This is a genomic window from Streptomyces sp. NWU339 (assembly GCF_003143855.1).
In the GTDB taxonomy this organism is placed as follows: domain Bacteria; phylum Actinomycetota; class Actinomycetes; order Streptomycetales; family Streptomycetaceae; genus Streptomyces.
The window spans coordinates 1-4,885 of record NZ_QFRK01000130.1 but is presented as its reverse complement, the minus strand read 5'-3'; the positions used below and the strand labels follow the sequence as shown (position 1 = coordinate 4,885).

1 protein-coding gene and 2 pseudogenes are annotated in these 4,885 nt (G+C 70.1%); 2 read left to right on the top strand and 1 reads right to left on the bottom strand.

Annotation, left to right across the window (positions count from 1 at the left end; genetic code table 11):
* Together DIZ27_RS43975 and DIZ27_RS43970 are read left to right on the top strand one after the other, a co-directional pair.
* Nucleotides 1–222: pseudogene (locus DIZ27_RS43975) on the top strand (transposase); the annotation flags it as partial.
* Between the two features lie 172 nt (nucleotides 223–394).
* Nucleotides 395–1,180: pseudogene (locus DIZ27_RS43970) on the top strand (tyrosine-type recombinase/integrase); the annotation flags it as partial.
* 409 nt (nucleotides 1,181–1,589) lie between these two features.
* Here DIZ27_RS43970 and DIZ27_RS43965 read toward each other — a convergent pair.
* Nucleotides 1,590–4,304, bottom strand: a complete 2,715-nt coding sequence (locus DIZ27_RS43965; protein ID WP_109383854.1) for an ADP-ribosylglycohydrolase family protein — start codon at nucleotides 4,302–4,304, stop codon at nucleotides 1,590–1,592.
* Nucleotides 4,305–4,885: the final 581 nt, after the last annotated feature.

Genomic DNA, 4,885 nt, shown 5'->3' with positions numbered 1-4,885 from the left:
GTCCAGGCCCAGGGCGTGATCGCCGACACCGTCATCGACCTCGTCGGCACGATCGGGCACGCGGTCCTGGGCACCCTCATGCCCGCACGGCGAACCCGCCTCGGCCCTCGCGCGGTCAAACGGCCTCTGTCCCGATACGCCTACAAGAGCCTCAAGGTCGACCGCCACACCTACAAGGCCACCGTCAGCATCGACATCTTGACGTCGGCTCCCGGACCGTAAACTTCACGGCCTTGGCCTAAAGCCGTGGAGCAGACCGCCCCAGCCATAGAGGGTGTCTCCCACTTCGTGCCCGCTGCCGCTAGCGCGCCGCCGGGCGGGGCCGCCGCTGGCGAAGACAGGGCGGCGGCCCCGCCGACAAGGCGGCGCGCGCCCGCGCCGTGCGCGGGCCTTGATCACGACGGCTCAGGTTCGGGCCTGGCGTACGGCGTGCCTCGCACGGACCGGTGAGCCGACCGTGGTCAAGGCGTATCAGATCCTGCGGGCGATCCTGAACACGGCCGTTGATGACGAGCTGATCCGGCGCAACCCGTGCCGGATCAAGGGCGCAGACCGGTACGACGTGCCAGAGCGGCCCGTCCTAACCGTGGCTGAGGTGTACGCCGTGGCCGACGCGATTTCTCCGTGCTACCGGCTGCTTGTCCTCCTGGCCGCTTTCACTGGCCTGCGCTTCGGCGAGTTGGCGTCACTCCGCCGGCGGGACATCGACACGGACAACGCCGTGCTCATGGTTCAGCGCTCGCAGGCAGAGATGCAGACGGGAGCTCTCTTCGACAAGGCGCCCAAGTCGGAGGCCGGTGTCCGGCCGGTGGCCTTCCCGACCGAACTCCTGCCAGACGTGAAGCGCCACCTCGACGCCCACGCCGGGCCTGGTCGTGATGGTCACGTGTTCCTGGGTCCCCAGGGCGGTCGGCTCCGGCGGAGCAACTTCCGGGATGAGTGGATCAAGGCCAGGAAGAAGGCGGGCGTCATGGCAGACGCGCACTTCCACGATCTTCGGCACACGGGCAACACCCTCGCCGCGTCCGGTGCCAGCCTCCGTGAGCTGATGACCCGGATGGGCCACAGCACGCCCCGCGCGGCGCTGATCTATCAGCACATGGTCAACGGCCGTGACCGTGAGATCGCCGATCGACTCGGCTCGATGATCCGCGAGACGCGGGGTGATGTGGACTCTTAGAGGACTTTCTGGCACGTGTGTGGCACAGCCGTGATCATGGCAAAGGGCCAGTTCGAGGAGATCAAGCCTCTGAACTGGCCCTTCGTCGTGTGCCCCCGGCAGGATTCGAACCTGCGACACCCGCTTTAGGAGTTTTCCCAGAGCGGGGCTGTGACCTGCGGAAACAGTAGTCGCAGAGTGCCTGGCCTGGGAAACATCCCTCTGTGGTTCTCACATGTTCACGTGGTTTCCCGGCCTCATGTGTGCTGAATGCGTTCTGGCCGGCCCCTCACTCGGTCAGGCGGTCAGGGAGCGTGCGGGGCGTTTCCCTTGCGTAGATGAGGTGGCCTGCGGGCGGGTGCAGCGTGGTGCAGTAGGCGAGGAGCTGGTCAAGGTCGGCCTCGGGGAAGCCCTCAGGGCGCTCGGCGGATCACCAGCCGGGGTAGCGGTCCCACCAGTGCGGGTCCCAGCCTCCTCCGTACCCGCCGCCGCTGGGAGAGTCGACGATCTGGGCGACGAGGTCGCGGGCCAGGGTGTCGAGCACCCAGGCCAGTTCATGGCGGCTCACCAGGTCGACGGGCAGCGCCTCCGCGCCGTGTACCGCTCCGAGCAGCGCCCCGGTCACGCAGGCCACCGAGTCGCCGTCCGGTGCTCCGGCGGCAAAGCGCAGGGCGGCGTCCACCTGGTCCCGCTCCGGGAAGGACGCGGCGACGTACAGGCCGCCGAGCAGTGCCGAGGGCGCGGTGGCGTCCGGAGCGAGGTGGGCGAGCCGCTTCGGGTTGGCGGGATGCCGGTCGGCCTGTTCAAGTGCCTTGGTGAGCTGTTCGAGTTCCTCGGTGGTCAGGTGGGGGTCGGCGTCGGGAAGCGTGTGGATGGCGTCCCTCAGGGCTTGGCGCACATGCGGCTGCCCGGCGAACAGGGCCTCCTGCGCCTTGGGAGTGCTGGTCAGGCAGTGGGCGAGCAGCACGGTCGCGTGGGCGGCGGCGGACTGGGCGGCCGGGTCGCCGTGGGTGAGGGCGGCGATCTCGCGGGCCTGCGACGCCCCGTACTCCGGGCCTCTCCCGGCAAAAACCACGGCGACGGGGAGGGTACGGGTGAGCGCATGGCAGCCGCGGCTGGTCGTCGTCGGCTTCTCCGCGGTGCCCTGCTCGATCTTGGACAGGGCGGCCACAGTCGCCGGTGCCGAACCTCGCCGCTGTGCCAGCACGGGCACCTGGGCGAGCCAGCCATCGGGCCACCGCTCGTCACCAGCCGTGACCCAGCGGCGCCGCATCCGCTCCACCTCTATGCCCTGCAGGGCGGACCACCGGCCGTAGGCATGCCATATCACCGACGGAGGGTGGCAGATGCCCTTGTGGTCACCACGTACGAGAGCGCGGATCGTGCCCTCGGCGGTGAAGCAGGCCAGCTGGGTGCTGACCCCGGCCCGCAACGTACCCTCGGCCGGCAGCTTGCCCCGGGCCGCGCCCAGCGTGTCGCCCACCGCCAGCCCGAGCAGCAACCCGCGCACCCGCGAGGCCGCCCACTTCTCCTGCAGGAACTCGGTCTGCCGCTCCGGCTTCGCGTCGCGCTCCTCCCGTACTTCCTCGACCTCTCCCGGCCGGCGCACCAGAGAGGTGCCGACGCTGGCCGCCGGGGTGGCCAATGCGTGCACCGCGTCGTGCAGTTCGGGGTGCGCCGACAGCTGCCAGCCGTGCAGCAGCACCTCACGCAGGTTGGACAGCGCGGTCTCGGTGTCGATCCCGGTGGCCAGGTGGCTGTAGACGGCGGCGACGGCGGGGGTGCGGCTCTGCCCGGCGGCGCAGTGCAGCAGGACCCGCTTGCCCTCCCGACGCAGCCGCAGCACCTCGCGGGCGGCCTGGTCGACGACGTAGTGGAGGTTGGCGTTGTTCCCGTCGCTGTCCACCAGCCAGACGCGCACGTGCTCGGCATCGGCACCGGGCAGGACGGGGTCCGTGCCCATGCAACACAGCGACACCACCGCGTCGACGTCGACCGGCTCACCGCCCTGGAGCAGGGCGAGGTTGCCCAGCACCACCCCGGGGTCGTGCGGGTGGGGGATGGCGAAGCCGCGGGGCGCACCGGCCGGAGCGGGCACGCGGGCGGCCGAGGGCCAGCCTGCGGCGTCGTCGCTCCCGCCGCGGGCGGTGAGCACTGCCAGCCGGACCAGGTCGGCCTGCCGGTGGCCGGGCCAGCCGTGGACAGCCTGCTGCCACTGCAGCGGGATGCCGGAGCAGCCCCAGCGCGCGCCGAGCAGGGCGCCGGCGATCGCCGCGACGGTGTCGGTGTCCGTCCCGGCCCGGACCGCCGCCTCCAGGGCGAGAGACAGGTGCTGGGTGGGGAAGCTGCCCCCGGCGGGGCTCAGCTCGGGAACGGGCGTGCGCGCGATGGCCGACCAAGCGGCCTGGAACGCGTGAACGACCCAGCCGTTGTTGCCGAAGTGGTGCGGGGGGTGGGCCTCCGCCTCGTCCAGCCGCTCGGCCCACAGGGCTCGGCGCTCCGCGGGGAGCAGGTCCAGTCCGGCGCGTACACCGTCGAAGGTGCCCTCCAGCACCGCGGTACGGATACCGGAGCACCACAGCACGCAGGCGTCGGCGCAGTCGGGATCGGGGTGGGTGAGCGCGCTGACCGCGACGGCCGCCTCGGCCATCTCCGCGGCGTCGCCCAGGTGGGCGAGGGCGACGATCCCGGTACGCATCAGCGAGCCATTGCCGGCGCTGTTCGCCTTGGCGGCAGTGAAGCTGCGGGCGACCTCCAGCATGGCCGCGCCCGGAGCTCCGGGCGCACGGCCGGCGGCATTCAGAACAGCTTTGGTCTGGTTCCCGACATCACTGGCGCCCTCCCTCAGCCAGCGCTGGAAGTTTGCCGCGATCGCGTCGAGGGCCTCGGGGGCGCGCAGATCGGCTCCGGTCGCCGCTACATCGGCGATGCACACCTGCATCTGGGTGTCGTCGGAGTACTCGCCGGGCTTGTACGGCCCCAGCCCGCCGCCGATCATCTGCGGCTGCTGGTCCTCGCGCAGCCTTGCCGCGAACTCGTAGGGCACGCCCAACGCGTCGCCCACGGCTGCCCCGAGCAGTACGCCGGCGGCCCGGTCGATGCCCAGGGAGTCCAAGTAGGGCTGGGGTTTACGGGCGTGGACCATGAGGCCTCCATGTGGTGCGGCGGCGCACGTTTATGAGCCGGGCAGTGGCGGGCGGGCAGCGATTCCAGCGTGAGCAGTCGGGGGTGGCGCAGCCGCAACTGGCAGGCTGAAGAAGTCGGCTCATCGGCGGCCTGGTGCTGCGCCAGATTGACACGACATCTCGATTATCGTCAAGGAGACGATAGCGAGTGCTTGTCAGGACGGGCGGCAAAGGGGTTCACGGCAGTACTTGTGTGGCGAACTCGCCCGGTCAAACGGCGAGGGAGGCCGCGTCGACCGATGGGCAGCCGCTCTTAGCTTGACTCTGTCGGGGAGTGTGTCCTGAACACGATGAGGAGCTCTATGTAGGAAGTGCATCCTCAAGTGATGCTGTGCGGGAGATGAAGGACTTGGCCCTTCGGAGTCGCCCTGCGGGGGGAGGCTCCAAACCGCCTCATGCTGCGTTGGCTGAAGACCGTCGTGGTGAGCGATGAGGAAAAGGCGTCGTGAGAGGCGTCAGGTGGGGATCAGGAAGACGAGCGCAAGCGAATCATTGCTGACGTGTCGAAACAGAGCGAGAAGGCATCAGAACCGGAGATATT